This is a genomic window from Dolichospermum sp. LEGE 00246 (genome assembly GCF_015207865.1).
GTDB lineage: Bacteria > Cyanobacteriota > Cyanobacteriia > Cyanobacteriales > Nostocaceae > Dolichospermum > Dolichospermum heterosporum.
Genome location: NZ_JADEWA010000050.1, coordinates 1 through 19,292, shown reverse-complemented (window position 1 = coordinate 19,292; position 19,292 = coordinate 1). Strand labels below are relative to the sequence as shown.

The following is a 19,292-nucleotide window of genomic DNA, read 5'->3' as shown; positions in this document are numbered from 1 at the left end:
TTACACCAATTTGCAGAAATTCAAATATTTTCAAAATTAGCGGAATGAGAAATATCACTAGCAAATGCCAGCTAATTAATCCTATTAATCCATATCCTTTCCGTTGACTAAAATTATTAACTAATAATGCCATCAGAATTAGTGGAATTAAAAAGATAGCTTGAAAAACTAATTGAATGCTAGGATACCAAAAGGAAGCATCTTTATAGCCTTTAGCAATTTGATTAAATTTAGTTTCATCTTTGGCAAAAGACAAGAAGTTAACACTTTCGGGTTTTGTTAGGAGTTGATTTTGCAGATTAGCAATTTCCTGTTTTAAGTTGGCAATTTTCTGATTATTTTGTGTTAATGCCTGTTTAGCTTTTTCAGCGCGAACCTGATTAATAGAATTACCTGAAGACTGACCGGCAATTTTTTCTAATAAGGTTGAATCATATTGCTGACGAATGGTAGTATTTGCTTGTTCAAGACGACTAATTTTATCTTGCGTCTGATTTATCGTGGTGAGAATTTTCTGATTTTGAGGATTATTCAGTTTATCTTTAGATTCACCATAGTTCAAACAGATTTCGGAAACTTTACCCAAATGTCCAATTTCTGCATCTTGATATGCTTGCTGAACTCTTTGCTCATTGCTACCGTAAGGTAATGAACTCCTCAAAAATTCATAATCTTTATTTTTGCTAGTTTGGGTTTTATAATTATTCCATTCAGAATAACATGGATAAGCTTGCGTTGGGCTAAGATGCCATTCACTAATATTATTTAAACCCGTAAAAACATTAATTAAAATAAAAATATCAACTAAAATAATGACAACTAAACTCACTTTATTCAGTGGTTCGTTGTTTACTGTCCGAGAGTTATTAAAAAACCGATTTGAAAGCCGACGGATTTTGGTAAACATATAAACAGGATTCAGAATAGTTACAACTGAAATTAATTTACCATTGTCCTATGACCTTAGTGGTTTTTTTGTTAAGTTTTATATACTTATTAAGTAGTTAATTATATTTTTTATGGGTAAGTTAAATATTTTTTCTCACGCAGAGGCGCAGAGACGCAGAGGAAGAGAGAAGGAGATCAGAAAATTAAACCGACGGATTTAGATCCCTGACTTATTTGAATGATCTTCATTATTTACAAAAAATTTAATTAAGAAGTCGGGGATCTTTCGTACCTGGCTTAGAGGGTGCATTTCCCCGGTTGATGTAGGCATTGGCATAATTTCATTATTCCCCATCAAGAGGCAAAAATTCCATCTCTCAAACTCTTCCTTTGCGCCTCTGCGCCTTTGCGTGAGACAAATTCCTACTTTGATTCCTGAACTTCCGTAGGTTGAGTAATAGCTTGACAATATCCAATTAAAGTATCAATACGCTCCTCAATAGTTTTCAACCTAGCTTGTGATGTTGTTAATTGCTTTGCCCCTTGGAGAAACATCATATCTACTTCCAATAGTCGCAACTGCTTACTTATTTCGGTTTTATAGGATTGTTCTCGTGAATTAGCATCAACCAAAGGAACAATTTGCTGGCTAAAAAACGCCTGTAACTTGGCTAAATGCGGACGTAACTCCCCCGCACTGAGTTTACCTGCTGTTACATTAGTCCGAAACTCATCTAGAAATGTTGCCAATTCCTGATATTTATCACAATTAAAAGACATCTGTTGCTAGTTAAGATAGTATTAGTGTCAAGAAAATTTTCTGATCCAACAAAACTTTCCATTGTTCATGTTCAAAATCACAAGTCTCAAATCTTATTTTGAGGCTTGGTTTACCGTCAATAGATTTTTATGATTATGTTTGAAAGAAACCTACAATGGGTGATGACCACAGGCAGTTAGGACATCATCTCTCCAACCTTGTCTCTAAACCTTCAGTTAACAGCATCTACTTGTAGAAATGCTGTCATTTTTGCTTATCTCTTACACCTATCCACAAATTACCTTTTTTATTTTATGAGTAGTATAGCCGTCAAACCTCCTGTTGATGTTGTTCTCCCAGACTGGCTTAACAAATGTTTAATCACACCGCCAGCGCCAATACTTACAGAGGAAGAAGACCGAACGTATAACAGTAATGCCTTAATTTGTCGGGCTTTTCAGTTTGCATATCAACTACATGGTGGTCAAGTTCGCAAATCGGGAGAACCTTATATTGCCCATCCTGTTGCTGTAGCGGAAATACTCCGTGAACTAGGTGGTAGTCCGGCTATGATAGCAGCCGGATTACTTCATGATGTAGTTGAAGATACAGAAGTTACAAGTGAAGATATAGAAGCACGGTTTGGTCCAGAAGTCAGGCTATTGGTAGAAGGTGTTACCAAGCTGTCGAAAATTAATTTTACTAGCAAAACCGAAAGTCAGGCGGAAAATTTCCGGCGAATGTTTTTGGCTATGGCGCAAGATATTCGTGTGATTGTGGTGAAACTGGCAGACCGTTTGCATAATATGCGGACTCTCCAATATATGTCAGAAGCTAGTCGTCAACGCAGCGCCCAGGAAACGCGAGATATTTTTGCACCTTTGGCGAATCGCTTAGGGATTTGGCAAATTAAGTGGGAATTAGAGGATTTAGCATTTAAATATTTAGAACCAGAGGCTTATCGAGAAACTCAGAAATGTGTCGCGGAAAAACGCACGGCACGGGAAGAAAAGTTACTCAAAGCTACGGATACTTTACGCCGTCGGTTACTCAAGGCGGGGATTAATTGTTTAGAAATTAGTGGTCGTCCTAAACACCTTTATAGCATTTATCAAAAAATGCAGCGGCAGCAAAAGGAATTTCATGAAATTTACGACTTGGCGGCGCTGCGAATTATTGTCCAAAGTAATGAAGAATGCTATCGCGCTTTAGCTGTTGTTCATGATTCTTTTCGTCCTATCCCTGGTAGGTTCAAGGACTACATTGGATTGCCGAAGCCAAACCATTATCAGTCTTTGCATACGGGGGTAATTGGCTTGACTGGTCGCCCGCTGGAGGTGCAAATTCGGACTTTGGAAATGCACCATATCGCGGAGTACGGAATTGCTGCCCATTGGAAGTATAAAGAAACTGGGGGTTCTGAGAATACTTCCGTCACAGGCTCTGATGAAAAGTTTACTTGGTTGCGCCAGTTGCTAGATTGGCAAAGTGATTTAAAAGATGCTCAGGAATACTTAGATAGTGTTAAGGATAATCTATTTGAAGATGATGTTTATGTCTTCACCCCAAAGGGGGATGTTGTTCCTTTAAGTCCTGGTTCTACAAGTATTGATTTTGCTTATCGGATTCATACGGAAGTGGGAAACCACTGTGCGGGAGCGCGGGTTAATGGTCGCATTGTGCCTTTGTCAACGCGCTTGCATAATGGCGATATTGTGGATATTATTACTCAAAAGAATTGTCATCCTAGTTTGGATTGGTTAAATTTTGTTAGCACTTCAGCGGCGAAGTATCGAATTAAACAGTGGTACAAGCGATCGCGCCGGGAAGAAAATATCGCCAGAGGACGGGATTTATTAGAGAAGGAATTGGGGAAAACTGGTTTTGAGAATTTGCTCAAATCAGATGCTATGCACACTGTCGCCGAAAAATGTAATTATCACAGTGTGGAAGATTTACTTGCCGGTTTGGGTTATGGGGAAATTACCTCGAATTTAGCGCTGAACCGTTGGCGAGAAGTTGTGAAAGCTAGACAACCGGTAAGTGATGTTGTCCCATTTATCCCCAAAGAACCAACGCCAAAATCCTCACGGGATACCCCACTAATTACTTCCCGTGCTAGTGATTCCCCGATTATTGGTATGGAGGGTTTGGTTCATCATATTGCTGGCTGTTGTAACCCCATTCCCGGTGAAGCAATTGTGGGTGTAGTCACACGAGGAAGAGGAATTTCTATCCACCGCCAAGGCTGTCATAATGTAGATCCTATTGAGTGTGAGCGGTTAGTACCAGTGCGCTGGAATTTGGCTATGGAAAACCGCAGCCGTCCCCATACTTATCCGGTTAATGTGCAAATTGAGGCTATGGACAGGGTGGGAGTATTGAAAGATGTATTGTCACGCTTGAGTGATCAGGGTATTAATGTTCGTCATGCTCAAGTGAAAACTTGTTTGGGACAACCTGCGTTGATGGATTTGGGAATTGATGTCCGCGATTGTTCTCAGTTGGAACATTTATTTGTGCAACTCAAGAAAATGAGTGATATTCTGAATATTCGCCGGGTTTGTGAGACTGAGGACTGCGGTTAGTGGGGTGTTACAGCTATTTTCATTATCTCACGCAAAGGCGCAAAGGCGCAAAGGAAGAAAATATATGAAAATGGCTGTGATTTAAGGTTGTTACGCGATTTCATTGAGGGTTTGTAGAAGTTGATCTATTTCTGCGGCTGTGTTGTAATGGGCTAGTCCTATTCGTAATAAGCCGCCTGATGTTTCTACGTCTAATTTTTCGGTGAGGTTGGTTGCATAGAAGTTTCCGTACCAGGCGAATATTCCCTGTTCTCCTAATATTTTAGCTATGGTTGCTGGTGTTTTTTCTGTCATGCGGATAGAGACTGTTGGTGTGCGCCATGTAAATTGGCTGGGTTCGGTAATTCCATAGAGAGTTAAACCAGGGATTTTTAATAATCCTGAAATCAATTTTTTGCTTAATTCTCTTTCGTATTGTTGAATCGCTGACATGGCTGATAATAATGCGGCGCGACGGCTATGATAAGCTGATACTAATTCATGATTTGGTTGTTCTTTTTCAGTTAAGAATCGCGGACAATGGAAGGTGGTTAAGCCTTCTCTATCGGCTTCTATTAAGGAGGAAAGTAATTCGTTATCTAAGGTTGGGGAAACATGACAACCTAATTTTGCTAAATAATTAATTGCTGCTACTAATCCTGCTAAACCTTCATGATTTAATGTTCCTGTTTCCCATCTGGATGGGACTTCTTCTGATGCGGGTTTAACTTTATAAGGGGAAAATCTGGTTAAATGTTCTCTTTTTCCGTAGAGAATTCCTACATGAGGGGCGAAGAATTTGTAGGCGGAACAGGCGAGAAAATCACAGTCTAAATGATGAACATTTATCGGTGCATGGGGGGCGTAATGGACGGCATCAACATATACTAAAGCTCCGAAACTATGGGCAATTTTAACTATTTTAGCAATATCATTAATTGTGCCGACGGCGTTGGAAGCGTAAGTTACTGCTACTATTTTGGTGCGGGAATTTATCTTTTTTTCTAAATCGGTTAAATCTAATGTACAGTCGGCAATATTAATATTAACTGTCCGAATAATCACACCTTTTTCTTCTAAAGCATACCAGGGAGAAATGTTGGCTGCATGGTCTAAGTCTGTAACAATTATTTCATCACCGGGTTGGAGTTCTCTACCGATAGCGCGACTCACGGAGAAGGTGAGGGTGGTCATATTTGCGCCAAATACTACTTCATCATTATCGCATCCCAGAAAGTCGGCGATCGCCGACCTGGCAGAAATAATCAAGGCATCGGTTCGCATACTGGTAGTAAAAGCACCGTGAGCATTAGCATTTGACCTGACTAAATAATCACTAATTGCGTCTAGTACACCACCAGGTACTTGTGTGCCACCGGGTCCATCAAAGAAAATTGCTGGTTTTCCGTTGATTGTTTGTGTGAGTGCGGGAAACTGGGAACGAATCCATTTTATATCTAGAGATTCCATGATTTTTCCTCTTTTTGATGATTTTTGTTTCGCGCAAAGAAAGGGAGAAATATATTAATTTATATTGTAGTCTAAGATTCAATGTTGTTGTAGAGGAAAAGCAACATGATTTAAAAGGTTAATAGGGCTAATATTTTTTAATAGTTGCACTTGTTGTTGATTTTTGACTAACAACGTCCCTGCAAACCCCAATGAGTTCACAGAAATTGATTCAAATTCTTCAAATTTTCGGGGAACAATTAACATCCATTCTCGTGTCATTAAAAGATTATATGCTCCTGATTGGATATTATTTTCTAGGGGTTTAATTCCCAAGGTTTGTAGTAATGTATGATATTTTTTGAAGGTTATTTCGGCACTTTCTCCTAAGTTAATATTAGTGAGAGCGTGTACAAAGGTAAATTCTGGGATAGTTCCCAGGGAATTATCTAATTTTGCAGCTTTTACAAGTGGTGAAATGGGAATATCCGTTTCTGCAAAAGGGACAATTTGTAAATGTTTATGTGGTTGACTCGCACCGGCAAGTTTACCACCGTTATAAAATACTAACCCAGCAAATTCTGCTAAACAAGCCCACATAGCTGTAAAATCTTCTAGGGTAAGTAGGCTTTCCTGTGGTTCAAAAGCGCGGGTAATTATCAAAAAGTGATAATCAACAACATTGAATTTATTTAAAATACAAACGTGAGTAGGGGAGATATCCGCCACAAATAAAGCTTCTTCATAAGGTAAAAAAGGATTAAATTCTTTACCAGTTTTAGCAGTTTTTTGATTTTGTTTTTCTTGATTAGCTTTTTTGCGATTGATATTTTCTAAAATTCTGACAACAAACTTGATTCCATCTTGTTCAAAAATTTCCACCTCTGTGGGAATAGATTTTAAAGCTCCAGATTTTAAAGCCAGTTCGGTGGTTTTTTTGAGACTTGTCCATAATGTACCGGGTTTAAGTCGGATTTCCTGCTGGTGCATATTTTATAGGAGATAACTAACAATTTTATATCATAAATTGGTTACATAAAATCAATAATTTCGGCTCTACCTTTCGCTTTATGTAAACATTTATTGTACCTTGGGTTGACGCAAGTAAACCCAAAAACTCTTACTATCTTAAAGCCAATGTTGGGTTATGCCTTCGGCTCCCGTAAGGGATACACTTCATTCAACCCAACCTGCAAAAATTAAATTAATATTCTTTTCCATAAGAGGTTATTTTAAAAGTGGTATCCCGTAGTTTTCATCACATTATTATCCACCTTTTCCTTGTAAAGGGGGGTAACAATTATCGGATTTTTATTGGAAGAAATAGTTACAGAATATAAAAAACTTAAACTTCCTTATTTTATCCCCAAAACAGCTTTAATTAAAACACCTAAGTAGGTGAACACAATAAAACTCTCCGGTAAAGATTGTAGAGACGTTCCATGGAACGTCTCTACAGGGGTTTCATGTCACGCATATTTAATTTTCACCAGATGTCTATTGGTAATCCTAAACAACCAACTATTTCTATTTATTCTTTAGACAGGTGATGATTTAATTATATCGCCATTATTTCCAGAACTCAAATTAACACTTTCACAAATTTTACAAAATATCTAAATACTGTAAGCGTCAGATCCCCGAATTCTCAAAGAAGTCGGGGATCTGATCTGAATCTAAGAACAATATAAGGTATCTCTTGTTTCCCTTCCTGTCACGGGATTAGTACCTTTTGCCAGCATACATAGTTTCTTTTGTTCATCTCGACGCAGTAGTACATCAGTAAAATCTGCACCCTCGATTATAGCACCATCAAATTTGGCACCAGCTGCAAATGCTCCTTCTAAAACGGCGTTGGTTAAATCGGCTCTAATTAACCGCGCTGAATCAAGTGTAGCATTAGTTAGGTCTGCTCCCTGTAAATTTGCTGATTCTAGATTGGCGGCGAAAAAACTAACACCTCTTAAATTAGAGTGACTGAAATTACTGTAGCGAAGATTTGCTTTAGTAAAACTAGAATCTGTTAAATCACGTCCAGAAAAATCAGCACTGATAAGAATTTCTTTGTTATATTCCAGTGCTACAGCAGAAGGGACAAAAGCTGCTAAGACTGTGGTGGAAATCATCACCCAAAGTAATAAACTGAGTATACTTATCCAATTGGGATGCTTAGTATTCATGGTATTGTTAATTAATGGCTAATCCTTCTCCATTTAATTATGCAGATATTGGTAACATAGGTGAAGACCTAGTAGCCAAATGGTTACAATCTACAGGTTGGGAAGTTTTGCAGCGGCGCTTTTGTTGTCGTTGGGGAGAAATTGATATTATTGCCCAATATCAAGACACAATGCTGGCGTTTGTTGAAGTGAAAACCCGGAGTTCTGGTAATTGGGATGAAGGGGGGAAAAATGCCATTACTCCCCAAAAACAAGCAAAAATCTGGCGGACTGCGGAAATATTTTTAGCTGAATATCCACAAAAAGCTGATTATGCTTGTCGCTTTGATGTGGCACTTGTTCATTATCAATTACAAAGTAAAAAGATTATTAGCGAAGAATTTTTAGAGCGTTTATCTATAGCTGGATATGAATTTAAGCTGCTACAATATATTGAGGCAGCTTTTGAACAGTAATAATCATGACTGCAAAATTATTTTTACGTTGTGACACTTAATTTAGCATTGTTTAAGCGAGTGTTTCTGGACAATACCCTAAACCTCGAACAAACTGTTGTCTAAATGCTTCAATTTCTTCTCTTTCCGGGCTACCATGAGAAACAACTGCTACTTGGTAACGACGCATTACGTCTATGGGTGTTTGTCCAGATTCTAAACTCCAAAACGCCATTTGGACTCTCATTGGTGGCTGATAGCTAATTCCCAATTCACTCAAGAAAGCTCGAAAATCACCATCTTGTTGATCTGAGACTGTTTCTTTGAGTTTAATTCTGACTACCCAACCATTAATTTGATGAATCACGCTCACAAAGGAAACGGGAAGTTGTGGTCTACCATGTAAGTATTGAACGATTCTCAGGGTGAGTGTGGCATTGCCTAGATAGTACAAGTATTCCATCATAGTGTTATGGGATTCAATTTAGTTCTACCTATCTATCTTCGTTAATGGGGTGGAGTTCCCGGTAGGGTAAAAGCACCCGTTATTCTATGGGGAGATTTACCCAATAATTCAGGAGTCAAAAAGTAGGGGCGCAGAGCCTGCGCCCAGTCAAAAAGTAGGGGCGCAGAGCCTGCGCCCAGTCAGAAGTGAGAATAAAGAAGATGGAAAGAAAAGGCAGTAAAAGTGATGTATAGCGGTTACAGTAAGTTGTGTAGCTCATTTAAATGCATACCATTATAACAATTTAACAATTACTTGATTAATATGAAGCGACAAATAATACAAGATAAAGCGAAAACACAAAATGTTAATTTAGATTGTTCGTTGTCTGGTTATGACTACGAACTTCCACCAGGACTAATCGCCCAAAACCCTGCTGTTCCTAGAGATAGTTCTAAGTTATTGGTAGTAAATTCTCCCGAAACTGCTAAAACTATACCACCTCTACATCACATTTTCCGTGATTTGTCGGAATTGCTGAAACCGGGTGATTTATTGATTATGAATAATACAAAGGTAATTCCCGCTCGGCTATATGGCTGTAAGGATACAGGTGCGGGGGTGGAGGTGTTGCTGTTGGAGGAACGAGGGCATAATTGCTGGTTGGCTTTGGTGAAGCCTGGAAAGCGCTTTAAGGTGGGTAGTGAGATTATTTTTACAGCGGGAGGAGATGGGAATAAACAGGAATTGAGGGCGACAGTTGTTGAGTCAGATCCAGAAACTGGGGGGCGATTATTACAGTTTGATTTGCCCCCAGCAGTTCCTTTAGTGCAGGTATTAGGGAAGTTTGGACAGATTCCCCTACCTCCTTATATTACGGCTTCTACGGCGGCTGATGAACAGTATCAGACGGTGTATGCGGCTGAACAGGGAGCGATCGCTGCCCCAACAGCAGGATTACATTTTACACCAGAATTACTAGAAAAGCTGCGTAATTGTGGCATTAATCAAGCCTTTATTACCCTTCATGTTGGTATCGGTACTTTCCGCCCAGTGGAAGTAGAAGATGTCACTACCCACGCCATGCACGAAGAATGGATTGAAGTTCCTGCTGATACCGTTGAGCAAATTCGGGCTACTCAGGCTGCTGGGGGACGAATTATTGCGGTAGGGACAACAGCGGTAAGAGCTTTGGAAGGTGCGGCGCAATCTGGAGATTTACAGCCCTTTGTCGGGAAGACAAATTTGTTTATTTATCCGGGGTATAAATGGCAGGTTGTGGAGGGGTTAATCACCAATTTTCATTTACCCCGTTCTAGTTTATTGATGCTCGTTAGTGCTTTAATTGGTAGAAAAAGATTATTGGATCTTTACCAGCAAGCAATTAGTTCTGAATACCGCTTCTACTCTTTCGGTGATGCTATGTTGATCTTACCAGAAGGGAAAAGTATTCTTATGAATTTTTGATGAAGTGATGGATAATCTAATTTAGATAAGTAGGTAGGCGTTAAAAAATATAAGATAGACCTAACCCCCCAGCCCCCTTCCCTACCAGCTTCCCTACCAGGGAAGGGGGAGTCAAAGCCTCTCCCCTGCAAGGGAAGAGGTTTGGAGAGAGGTCTTGTATTTAATTATGCCAAGTTACTTAAATTAGATTAAGATAGACCTAACCCCCCAGCCCCCTTCCCTACCAGGAAATGGGGAGTCAAAGCCTCTCCCCTGCAAGGGAAGAGGTTTGGAGAGAGGTCTTGTATTTAATTATGCCAAGTTACTTAGATTAGATTCAGTATAACTAAAGGGTAATGAGTCATGTATCAAAAATGCCATAAATATCCGTCTTTTAACATAGCTAGGGCTACATACAAGCAAGTGTTAATGAGTATCCTTTCTACTTCTTCTGCATTTTTAATCTTGACTTTACCTGCAATTATTAATTCTCCCAACAGTCAGGTATCAGCAGCAGAAGTTGTTTCCCAGGATTTAGAAGCAGCTATATCTTTTCAACAGGGAGTAACATTTTATAATCGTCAAGACTATCAAGGTTCGGAAATGGCTTTTCGTAAAGCCTTAGAGCGAGATCCTAATATTGGTGCAGCCCGAAATTATTTAGGTAATATTCTTTTACAACAAAATCGCTTAGATCTAGCTATCCAAGAATTTGGAGAAGCCATTAGATTAAATCCAAATTTGGGATCAGCTTATTATAATTTGGGTGTAGCTTTACAAAAACAGGGACAAAAAGAAGCCGCTATTACAGCTTATCGTCAAGCCTTAGTGGTAACTCCCACATTGGCTGATGCTCATTATAATTTGGGGGTTTTATTCTATGAACAAGATCAGCGTCAAGATGCTATTTCTGCTTATGAACAAGCAATTAATTTAGATAGAAATCATGAAAATGCTTATTTCAACTTAGCAATTGTTCAACAACAAGAAGGTCAAGTAGAATCGGCGATTTCCGCCTATCGGGAAGTTTTAAAAATAGATCCTGAAAATTCTGTAGCTTACAATAATTTAGGTAGTCTTTTAGTAAATCAAGGTAAAATTGCTGAAGCAATTAATATTTATAAAGAAGCAATTCTGCAAAATCCTAAAAACACCTCTGCTCACTATAACTTAGGAGTAGCTTTATATAATCAAGGTGTCTTTAAGGAATCCGCTCAAGCATTAATACGCGCTCGTCAACAGTACGTAACAGCAGGAAATACTGAGCAAGTTGCCAAAACTGAACAAATCATCCAACAAATTGCCCAAATTTTAGCACCCAAAAAATCCCCTGTAAATCAACCCGGTAGCGCAACAGCAGTTACTACTCCACCACTTGAACAAGCACCCGCAAATCTTCCCCCTGTTGAAGACTTACCTGCAAATAAGTAGTGAGACAGAATTAATTACACAATGTTATTGCGTTAGCGTAGCGTGGCGTTAGCCATATGGAACGAAGTGAAATGAAGCAATTCCAAGGGTTGTGATTGCTTCCCTTCCCTCGCAATGACTGTAAATATTTTTGTCCAATTACTTACTTCGACAACTGAGAAAACTACTTTACCGAATTTGACACCAGATAAACAAATCACAAATCCAAAATAATTTGTCATTTGTCATTTGTCATTTGTCATTGAAAAATTATTATTCCCTATTCCCTATTCCCTATTCCCTATTCCCTATTCCCTATATTGGTAAACGATTAATATCTTTATTACAACCAATTACTACCATTGCAGAACCTTTTTCTAAACGTTTAGTTGGTTCGGGATTAATGATAAATTTACCATCATGACTTACAGCCAACATATTTAAACCGTAGCGGTTACGCAGTTGCAGTTCAGCAATAGTTTTCCCATGAAATTCATCAGGGACAATTAACTCCACAATACTGTTATCTGGGTCAAGATCAAATCTTTCTAAAATTCCCGGTTTAGTGAGTGTTCTTGCTAAAGCACAACCAGCTTCATATTCAGGAAATACTACATGATCTGCGCCCACTCGTTGTAATAATTTGCGGTGAACTTCACTAGAGGCTTTTGCAACTACGTGAGGTACACCACCTTCTTTCACATTTAAGGTAGTAATAATACTTTCCTGAACGTAGTTACCAATGGCGACAATAACGGTATCAAATTCAAAAATTCCGGCTTCTTTCAGGGCTGCTGATTCCGTTGAATCTAGTTGCAAAGCATGACCAACTATTTCTTCATTCAATGCTTCGGAAACCCGTTTTTCATCAACATCTGTAGCTAATACTTGATAACCTAAATTATGCAGTGTTGAACAGACAGAACGACCAAAACGACCTAACCCAATTACAGCAAATTGGTGGTTATCTTTACGTAAACTGCGAAGAAATTTTAAGGATGAAAGATTCATGATTGGTGATTGGTAATTGGTACACTAAATAAGGAATAAATAATCCCTGTCCATAATGTAGTTGATTTTGATACTATTAAGTAAACCACCTAAATTAGCTATGCAAATAACTAACAGCGAAATCAAAGCTATGCGGGAATTAATGCCTGATTATACCCCCGGACTGGAAGCAATGGATCATTTAGAAAAGCACAATGGCGACATGGAAACGGCTTTTCAAGATTTATGGCAAGAAAAAAATCGTCAAGTTATCATGGGGGGAGATAAGTCACTTTTACAAATCACCCTCAAAGCCTTGCGAAATGAACTTTGTGGTGATGACGGGTTTCGTGGTCAAATCAAAGAATACACCAAAAATCCTGGCAGTTCTCCTTTACTTACAGGTGTGATAGTTTCCTTAGTGGGTTTAGCTTCATCTAGTGGTTTACCTCTTGATCCTGCCATTGCCACTGTTATAGTTTTATATATCCTGAAAATAGGGGTTAATATATTTTGCGATTACACTGAACCGCCGGCTGCTAGTGGTGGAACTTTACCCCCAGCACCATAATTGATTATATACGGGCGGGTTTTCCCCGTCCTCTGCTGATTGTGTAAATTAATTCTTGGAGGTATAGCAAATGGTAATGCAGCGGCCACAAACTAACCCAACTCCTCAAATTCTACCTTTAGAAAATGGCGATCGCTTATCACGCCATGAATTTGAACGTCGTTATACTGAAAGTCTCGATATTAAAAAAGCTGAATTAATCGAAGGAGTAGTTTACGTGGCCTCACCTTTACGCTTTCAACGTCATGCAGAACCCCATAGCAATTTAATCGGTTGGTTGTGGAATTATCGTATTCATACCCCCGGAATTAAATTAGGAATAGAACCTACCATCAGATTAGATCAGGATAATGAACCTCAACCCGATGGAGTTTTATTAATTGATGAAAGTTTGGGTGGAAAATCTCGAATTACCGATGATGATTATATTGAAGGCGCACCGGAATTAGTCGCGGAAATTGCCGCCAGCAGTGCAGCTTATGATTTATATGATAAGAAAAAAGCCTATAAACGTAACGGCATTCAGGAATATATTGTTTGGCAGAGTTTAGAAAATAAATTAGATTGGTTTGGGTTACATGACAGTGAATATATATTACTGCAACCTGATACAGAGGGAATTATTAAAAGTCAAGTTATGCCCGGATTATGGTTATCTGTAACGGCATTATTAGCAGGAGATATGGTTAAGGTTTTAGAAGTATTGCAAACCGGATTAAATTCACAAGAACACAGGGAATTTTCACGGCGTTTATCAGGTTTGTGATATAATTTAAGTCCAATATTCACAAATAACTCAAGTTATGAATACAGAAGTTTTGCATTTTTTCCAAGAATCACATAAGCAGGATTTGGAAACAATCACTCAAATTTTGGCTGATATAACCAACCGTAATCCTGAAGAAATTAAACCATATTTAGATAGAATACTAACGCAATTGGTAGAACCGCAACAAGAACGACCAGTTAATGAAACTGCTACTCCAGAAAAACGGATAGCTGCATTTCAAGCATGGGTAGAGAGTCACAGGAGTCTGAATTTACCAACCCTTTCTGATGAAGCAATCAGCCGAGAAAGTATTTATGGTGACAGGGGTTAAATGCCTTATCTTCTAGACACAAATATATTATTACGTAGCGTTGATTTATCTCATCCGATGAATAGTAATGCTGTCAATGCTATCAATAAATTGTTAGGTCAGGGCGAAACATTACATATCGTGCCGCAAAACTTAATTGAGTTTTGGAATGTTTACACTCGTCCCATTGAGAGAAATGGATTAGGACGTACAGCAATAGAAGCAGAAGTAGAAATACAAAGATTAAAAACTATTTTTCATCTTGCTTTAGATACCGAAGCAGTTTATTCCGAATGGGAAAGGCTTGTTATTACTTATTCTGTTATTGGTATTAATGTGCATGATGCGAGACTTGTAGCTGCAATGCTTGTTCATGGGATAACTCACATTCTGACATTTAACACCAAGGATTTTGCTCGTTACTCGGAAATAATAGCTGTTAATCCCACAAAGATAGCGTCTGAATGAATCTGAAAACTCTATTTTTTACCATCACTCTGGTAATCTCTCTAAAATCTCCCTCACAATATTCGCGCTATATTCCTCTTTATATTCAACATATATCTCTAAGGCTTTTTGTAAATTTGTTCTAGCTTCTGTATAATCTTCCTGTGCTTCTGCAAGTAACCCTAATTGTCCATATAACCCACATTTCGCACTTCATTTTGTAATACACCAAGATTACCAATATCGGGCTAATAATGGTTTTTCTTCCGACGATTTCTCTTTTTTAAAATTAAACATCCTCTAAACCTCCTAGTGTTTATTTCACTTAGTAAGCATTGAACTTTAGCTTGCTTACTATTTTTTATTTTATAAAACTTCTAATATTAAAACAATAAGTACAAATTCTATTATGCATCTCCGAAAATCGAATATGTGTGATTTCAAACCCTTGTAAAGACTCAGGACTAATGCTGTTTATTCGATTTAGCTGCACAACAAACAACACAGCCCAATCAGTTAATTGTCTTAGGTAATGATTAGCGATACCTACAAATAACAAAGCGATCGCAGAAGGTAGACATTCTACAATCGTAGAAAAAATCCTCAAACCAAATCTAAATTAAAAACAAAGTTTTCTGGATATTTAGAATATTTCTTGATATTATCATTAAAATGCTTCTAATCCTTTCCATAGCTGAATCGCTTAATATGATATACGGAAAGTTTTCGCATAATAAATAGTTAAACGAATGATTCGGATATTCTTTAACTTGAGTTACAGAGTATCTAAAAATTTTGTAGTTTGAACAATTAAGGAGTTATTACAGATGTGTATTCAGGAAAAAATTACAGATGAATTTAGAAGCCAAGTTCAGAAGGCACAAAATTCTTTGTTTGAAATACAAAGCAAAGTGAAATCTGAGAATACTGATTTCTTGGAAGGAGTAAATTTTAAGGTTAGTGCAGAGGACTTAAAAAACTTCGAGGGCTTTTTGTACGATCAACTTGAAGAGTCAGAGGATAATAATCGTATTGGAGGTGTACTAGACTCACCATATCTTGTTGGTGTATTGAGTTGGACACAAAATTTCCTGAAATACTTCTTTAAAGAGGTTTATGAGATCATTTGCATTGAACAGCAAGCCAAAGAAATTAGTCAGGCATCTGATATCTCAATGAAAGGAATTGCTACATCTTTAGCCGCATGGATGGTGAGTGCTTTAGGCTTTACTGGACCTCTAGCCATCGGTCTTGCAACAGCAGTTCTACTGATATTAGCTAAGGCTACAAAGGGGGCATTTTGTCAGATGTCACATGAACAAATTCAGACCAGTTTAAAGTTAGATAACCAGAAAATCAACGAATCTTGAAAAATTTCAACCATGAGTAACTTTAGGCAATAGAGAAACACAATGGAAGAATATTTCTTGAATGTTCCTCTTGTGGGTCAGAAAGATGGTTATGATGGCTCTCCCTTATTGCAACCAGATAGGTATAGCGATCTAGTACAACATGGATTTATGGCGTGTTGGTATGCATCTGCGTGTATGGTTTCTTACTATTTCCGTGCAGGTCCAAGGCTAGGGCTACCGAATATCTGGACGAAGGATCGTGGAATTTCCATCAACGCAATTAACGAACTAGCCGAGGTTGAAGGACTCAGAGTTCTTAAAAGACCAGAATTAGTCATAACTAATAAATTCATTATGGAATCCCTTAGAGAGTATGGACCCATATGGATTGCTGGTTATTATCTTGATCACAAGCCAAAAGTAGCTCATGCAGTTGTAGTTACTGGTATTCAAGGAAATTCTATTCATTACAATGATCCGTGGGAACCAGAAGCTAAAGTTAAATCAGTTGAATGGCTAAATGCTGGAATGCTAGACGGTTTTCCTGACGTTCTACTTGTAAAAGACAAAAGCCGCTACTAATAGTTTCTTATCTAACATTTGCTTGTACCCGATACTATAAGTCACATCTGTAAGTTTGGTTAAGCTGGTAACTAATATGCTTTTCAGTTCCTCAACTTCATTTAATAGGAGTGTAAAAACATTTTGTCAGCGTTTAAGTAACGATAGCGATCGCCAAATTCGATTTTGATAGATAAAGCTTGTTGATAAAAGTCCCGTGCTTGGGCATATTCCCGCATTTCTTGGGCTACTATTCCCAACTGGTGGTAGGTATCAGCTTGTTCATAGCGATCGCCAAATTCGACACAGATAGCTAAAGCTTGTTGATAAAAGTCCCATTCTTGGGCATATTCCCGCATTTCTTCGGCTACTTATTCCCAAATTTGTAAAGTTTAAGTAATGAGATTTTCTAAAGTTTTAAATCTAAATACACCAGAACGCCAAGCCCAAAAATCAGGAGCAAATTTAGCTAATCGGTTAATAGCGTAATCTGGTAAAATGAACAAAATAGGATAAGGGACAGTTTTTTTATAAGCATCCCTGACAAAATTCAAATCTTGTAAAAATGGCGGATATTCACCAAACACACCAATAGATTTTTCTAAACCTTGAATAATTAATACTAACTTTTTATTTGCTTCTTTTTCAATTTTTGGCAATTTTTTGACAATTTCATCACGTAAAAAGCGCAAATTAGGATCAGCAAATTTGAGAATTACAAATTGAATTTCCTCACATTGAGAATTTGTTTTTAATGCCTCAATTAATAACTCTCTATCAGGAGGAAAATTAATCTCAATAAATCCCAAAGTGAACTTTTCAGAGAAATCAATAAACGTCAATAATTCCGCCAAAATATCTTGATTCAGAGTGACAAATTGCCCTAACTCGGCGTTAAAATAATGTTGTAATCTCTGCCTGTGCTTTTTGGAAGAATTCATTTTGCTTCACCACTGGGTTAGGATATCATTAATATCTGTTTCTTCATTTACTTCTAAATAAATGACATGATAGTTTTGTTCCCATTGACTTTGAATCTTTTTCAACTCTGTACTTTTGCCAAATGACAAAGAACCCAGATGTGTAGGGGTAAAGCAAGAGCTAACCCCCTACGTTTAGAATCAAACAATCAAGCCGTTTTGAGTATAATAACTGGGGAATGTGGTATCTAATTTCCGTTCTTCCTGAGTTCTATATCAATTACTAATTGGTGATTATCCAACAAGGAGATTTTCTTCAGGATAGTGAATTCTGCTAGGACGAGGATCACCTAGTATAGATGACATCAATAATAAAATACCAACGCGACCAATATACATGGTGAGAATTAAAATTAATTTTGCTGCGGTAGAAAGAGTAGCTGTAATCCCTGTGGAAAGTCCTACTGTACCAAAGGCTGATACTACTTCAAAAAGAATTTGAATAAAAGCCAATTTGGGGTCAGTAATACTAATTAAAATGGTGGCAAAAATCACTGTTGCTAATGAACCGAATACCACCCCCACAGCTTTTAAAATTAAAGAAATGGCAATTTTACGATTATATAATAATACCTCTTCTTTGCCTTGGAGAATTGCCTTTGTACAACTGGTCAGAACTCGTAAAGTAGTGGTTTTGATTCCTCCTCCTGTACCTCCTGGACTTGCACCAATAAACATCAGGGCAATCATAATGAATAATCCCGCATTAGTCATTTTGCCAATATCAATGCTGTTAAAACCAGCGGTTCTGGTACTGACTGACTGAAACCAAGCGGCTAATATTTTATCAGATAAACTTAATTGTCCAAAGACACTATCGTTTCTGATTTCTATAAAGAAAATTGCAATTGTTCCTAGCACTAATAATATTAAAGTTGTGCTAGTAGCAACCTTAAAATCTAGAGAGAATATTAAACAACTTGTCTTTCTAACGAGGCGATTACCTTGATAGGTAAAGCTGTCTCGCAACCACAAATACATATCCAAAATTACTTGATAACCAATACCTCCAAAGATAATTAAACAGCCAATTGTGATAATCACTAAAGGAGAAGATTGATAGCCAATTAAATTATCTTTAAATAAACTAAATCCAGCATTGTTCCAAGCACTGACACTGTGAAAAATAGCTAACCAAGTTCCTTCTTGCCAACCTTTTTCGGGAACAAAAGCTATCATTAATAAAAATACTCCCGTGAGTTCAAATAATAAAGTGGTCGCAATAATAGAACGGATAATTTGAGAGCTACCACTCATGCCTGGACGGTCTAAAGCTTGCTGAATTGCTACTTTTTGTCTCAAGTCAAATTTTCTGCCAATTAATAACATTAAAAATGTGGTAGTTGTCATATAACCTAAACCACCAATCTGGGCTAATAGAGCAATAAATAACTGACCTAGAAAGGAAAATTCAGTCCCAGTATCTACCACTGCTAATCCTGTGACACAAACCGCTGAAGTTGAAGTAAATAGGGCAACAATTGGGTCATTCCAATTACCGTTACCAGTTGAAAAAGGCATTGTTAAGAGAATTGCTCCCAAAAGAATGACAGCAATAAATCCCAAACAAATTGTCCGCGCAACAGTCATAAGTGATTAAAAATGAAGAAATTTCATGCAGTTAGGTTATTTTTATATATTCCCAAGGTAGAATTAATGAGTTATTCCCTGGCGTAAAAATATCCCTGTAGCGGTTATTGGTTGAGTGAAATACAAGAACCCCACCCCCAACC

At 37.8% G+C, this 19,292-nt stretch carries 20 protein-coding genes and 1 pseudogene; 11 read left to right on the top strand and 10 right to left on the bottom strand.

The window, feature by feature from the left end; all coding sequences use genetic code 11:
* Together IQ228_RS05740 and patD are read right to left on the bottom strand one after the other, a co-directional pair.
* Positions 1–907, bottom strand: a 907-nt coding sequence (locus IQ228_RS05740) for a hypothetical protein (protein ID WP_193962385.1), incomplete at its 3' end; no start/stop codon positions are given.
* A 404-nt stretch (positions 908–1,311) separates the two neighbouring features.
* Complete coding sequence (gene patD, locus IQ228_RS05735; RefSeq protein ID WP_193962384.1) at positions 1,312–1,668, bottom strand: heterocyst frequency control protein PatD; 357 nt, start codon at positions 1,666–1,668, stop codon at positions 1,312–1,314.
* A gap of 294 nt (positions 1,669–1,962) precedes the next feature.
* Here patD and IQ228_RS05730 point away from each other — a divergent pair, with 294 nt between their 5' ends.
* Positions 1,963–4,236: a bifunctional (p)ppGpp synthetase/guanosine-3',5'-bis(diphosphate) 3'-pyrophosphohydrolase gene (locus tag IQ228_RS05730; protein ID WP_193962383.1), complete on the top strand. Its 2,274-nt coding sequence runs from the start codon at positions 1,963–1,965 to the stop codon at positions 4,234–4,236.
* Positions 4,237–4,326: 90 nt separating this feature from the next.
* Here IQ228_RS05730 and IQ228_RS05725 read toward each other — a convergent pair whose 3' ends face one another.
* Positions 4,327–5,685: a cysteine desulfurase-like protein gene (locus IQ228_RS05725; RefSeq protein WP_027402365.1), complete on the bottom strand. Its 1,359-nt coding sequence runs from the start codon at positions 5,683–5,685 to the stop codon at positions 4,327–4,329.
* A 78-nt stretch (positions 5,686–5,763) separates the two neighbouring features.
* Complete coding sequence (locus IQ228_RS05720; protein ID WP_193962382.1) at positions 5,764–6,654, bottom strand: DUF4922 domain-containing protein; 891 nt, start codon at positions 6,652–6,654, stop codon at positions 5,764–5,766.
* Positions 6,655–6,963: 309 nt separating this feature from the next.
* Between IQ228_RS05720 and IQ228_RS26465 the strand changes: the two are divergent.
* Positions 6,964–7,056 (top strand): annotated as a pseudogene (locus IQ228_RS26465) (Uma2 family endonuclease); the annotation flags it as partial.
* A 284-nt stretch (positions 7,057–7,340) separates the two neighbouring features.
* Here the strand turns inward: IQ228_RS26465 and IQ228_RS05715 are convergent.
* Positions 7,341–7,844 (bottom strand): pentapeptide repeat-containing protein, encoded by a 504-nt coding sequence (locus tag IQ228_RS05715; RefSeq protein ID WP_027402363.1) that lies wholly within the window; start codon positions 7,842–7,844, stop codon positions 7,341–7,343.
* 14 nt (positions 7,845–7,858) lie between these two features.
* Between IQ228_RS05715 and IQ228_RS05710 the strand changes: the two genes are divergently transcribed.
* Positions 7,859–8,299 carry a YraN family protein gene (locus IQ228_RS05710; protein WP_027402362.1) on the top strand — a complete coding sequence of 147 codons (441 nt, stop codon included), beginning with the start codon at positions 7,859–7,861 and terminating at the stop codon, positions 8,297–8,299.
* A gap of 52 nt (positions 8,300–8,351) precedes the next feature.
* Here IQ228_RS05710 and IQ228_RS05705 read toward each other — a convergent pair whose 3' ends face one another.
* Positions 8,352–8,741, bottom strand: coding sequence for a hypothetical protein (locus IQ228_RS05705; RefSeq protein WP_027402361.1), 390 nt, complete (start codon positions 8,739–8,741; stop codon positions 8,352–8,354).
* Between the two features lie 306 nt (positions 8,742–9,047).
* Here IQ228_RS05705 and queA point away from each other — a divergent pair, with 306 nt between their 5' ends.
* Both queA and IQ228_RS05695 read left to right on the top strand, forming a co-directional pair.
* The gene (gene queA / locus IQ228_RS05700; RefSeq protein WP_027402360.1) at positions 9,048–10,190 is read left to right on the top strand and encodes a tRNA preQ1(34) S-adenosylmethionine ribosyltransferase-isomerase QueA; all 1,143 of its coding nucleotides are present in this window, start codon (positions 9,048–9,050) and stop codon (positions 10,188–10,190) included.
* A 342-nt stretch (positions 10,191–10,532) separates the two neighbouring features.
* Positions 10,533–11,600 (top strand): tetratricopeptide repeat protein, encoded by a 1,068-nt coding sequence (locus IQ228_RS05695; protein ID WP_080683859.1) that lies wholly within the window; start codon positions 10,533–10,535, stop codon positions 11,598–11,600.
* A gap of 294 nt (positions 11,601–11,894) precedes the next feature.
* Here IQ228_RS05695 and IQ228_RS05690 read toward each other — a convergent pair whose 3' ends face one another.
* Entirely contained in the window at positions 11,895–12,590 is a 696-nt protein-coding gene (locus IQ228_RS05690; RefSeq protein WP_027402359.1) for a TrkA family potassium uptake protein, read from the bottom strand.
* 100 nt (positions 12,591–12,690) lie between these two features.
* On the opposite strand from IQ228_RS05690, the gene IQ228_RS05685 reads away from it, so the two are divergent.
* The 6 genes from IQ228_RS05685 (at position 12,691) to IQ228_RS05660 (ending at position 16,600) form a co-directional block, all read left to right on the top strand.
* The gene (locus IQ228_RS05685; protein ID WP_027402358.1) at positions 12,691–13,140 is read left to right on the top strand and encodes a hypothetical protein; all 450 of its coding nucleotides are present in this window, start codon (positions 12,691–12,693) and stop codon (positions 13,138–13,140) included.
* Positions 13,141–13,210: 70 nt separating this feature from the next.
* Positions 13,211–13,906 carry a Uma2 family endonuclease gene (locus tag IQ228_RS05680; RefSeq protein ID WP_193962381.1) on the top strand — a complete coding sequence of 232 codons (696 nt, stop codon included), beginning with the start codon at positions 13,211–13,213 and terminating at the stop codon, positions 13,904–13,906.
* A 37-nt stretch (positions 13,907–13,943) separates the two neighbouring features.
* A complete protein-coding gene (locus tag IQ228_RS05675; RefSeq protein ID WP_051424300.1) occupies positions 13,944–14,240 on the top strand; it encodes a hypothetical protein in 297 nt (98 codons plus the stop codon).
* A complete protein-coding gene (locus IQ228_RS05670; protein ID WP_027402355.1) occupies positions 14,241–14,687 on the top strand; it encodes a PIN domain-containing protein in 447 nt (148 codons plus the stop codon).
* A gap of 806 nt (positions 14,688–15,493) precedes the next feature.
* Complete coding sequence (locus IQ228_RS05665) at positions 15,494–16,036, top strand: hypothetical protein (protein ID WP_193962380.1); 543 nt, start codon at positions 15,494–15,496, stop codon at positions 16,034–16,036.
* A 42-nt stretch (positions 16,037–16,078) separates the two neighbouring features.
* Positions 16,079–16,600 carry a papain-like cysteine protease family protein gene (locus tag IQ228_RS05660; RefSeq protein WP_193962379.1) on the top strand — a complete coding sequence of 174 codons (522 nt, stop codon included), beginning with the start codon at positions 16,079–16,081 and terminating at the stop codon, positions 16,598–16,600.
* Positions 16,601–16,701: 101 nt separating this feature from the next.
* On the opposite strand, the gene IQ228_RS05655 is transcribed toward IQ228_RS05660, so the two are convergent.
* The 3 genes from IQ228_RS05655 to IQ228_RS05645 all read right to left on the bottom strand — a co-directional run bounded on the left by IQ228_RS05655 (position 16,702) and on the right by IQ228_RS05645 (position 19,149).
* Positions 16,702–16,938, bottom strand: a complete 237-nt coding sequence (locus tag IQ228_RS05655) for a tetratricopeptide repeat protein (protein ID WP_193962378.1) — start codon at positions 16,936–16,938, stop codon at positions 16,702–16,704.
* A 33-nt stretch (positions 16,939–16,971) separates the two neighbouring features.
* Positions 16,972–17,520: a hypothetical protein gene (locus IQ228_RS05650; RefSeq protein ID WP_035081704.1), complete on the bottom strand. Its 549-nt coding sequence runs from the start codon at positions 17,518–17,520 to the stop codon at positions 16,972–16,974.
* A 273-nt stretch (positions 17,521–17,793) separates the two neighbouring features.
* Positions 17,794–19,149, bottom strand: coding sequence for a TrkH family potassium uptake protein (locus IQ228_RS05645; RefSeq protein WP_027402351.1), 1,356 nt, complete (start codon positions 19,147–19,149; stop codon positions 17,794–17,796).
* Positions 19,150–19,292: the final 143 nt, after the last annotated feature.